This window comes from Collinsella aerofaciens, assembly GCF_032584215.1.
Lineage (GTDB): Bacteria > Actinomycetota > Coriobacteriia > Coriobacteriales > Coriobacteriaceae > Collinsella.
The window spans coordinates 1-448 of record NZ_JAWHPN010000128.1 but is presented as its reverse complement, the minus strand read 5'-3'; the positions used below and the strand labels follow the sequence as shown (position 1 = coordinate 448).

General features: G+C 54.5%; 1 protein-coding gene. It reads left to right on the top strand.

Features of this window, described 5'->3' with window-relative positions; all coding sequences use genetic code 11:
* On the top strand, positions 1-448 hold a 448-nt coding region (locus RX395_RS10080), incomplete at both ends, for an AAA family ATPase (protein WP_316367375.1).

Sequence of the window (448 nt, the reverse complement as noted above, 5' to 3'; positions counted from 1 at the left end):
CCCTTGAACCGTTCAATATCATTTACCAGACTGCCGAGGACGGTCTGGGTGATACGGTCAAGCCCCGACTGATGGAAGCAGACGCAGACCTTGAAAAAGTGCTTGTCATTGACGATAGAGACACACCACTGACCCTTGCCGATGAACGCATCGCAAGGGCAATCCGGGAAAACAACGCAAAGCTGGTTATCATTGACCCGGTACAGGCGTTTCTGGGCGCAGATGTGGACATGAACCGGGCAAATGAAGTCCGTCCCATATTCCGCAGTCTGGGAGACATTGCACAGGCTACCGGGTGCGCTATCGTGCTGATCGGACACCTCAACAAAGCCGCAGGAACGCAAAGCACCTACCGGGGATTAGGGTCTATCGACATTACGGCGGCAGTCCGCAGTCTGCTTTTTATCGGCAAGCTGAAGGACAGCCCCACAACGAGGGTGCTTATCCA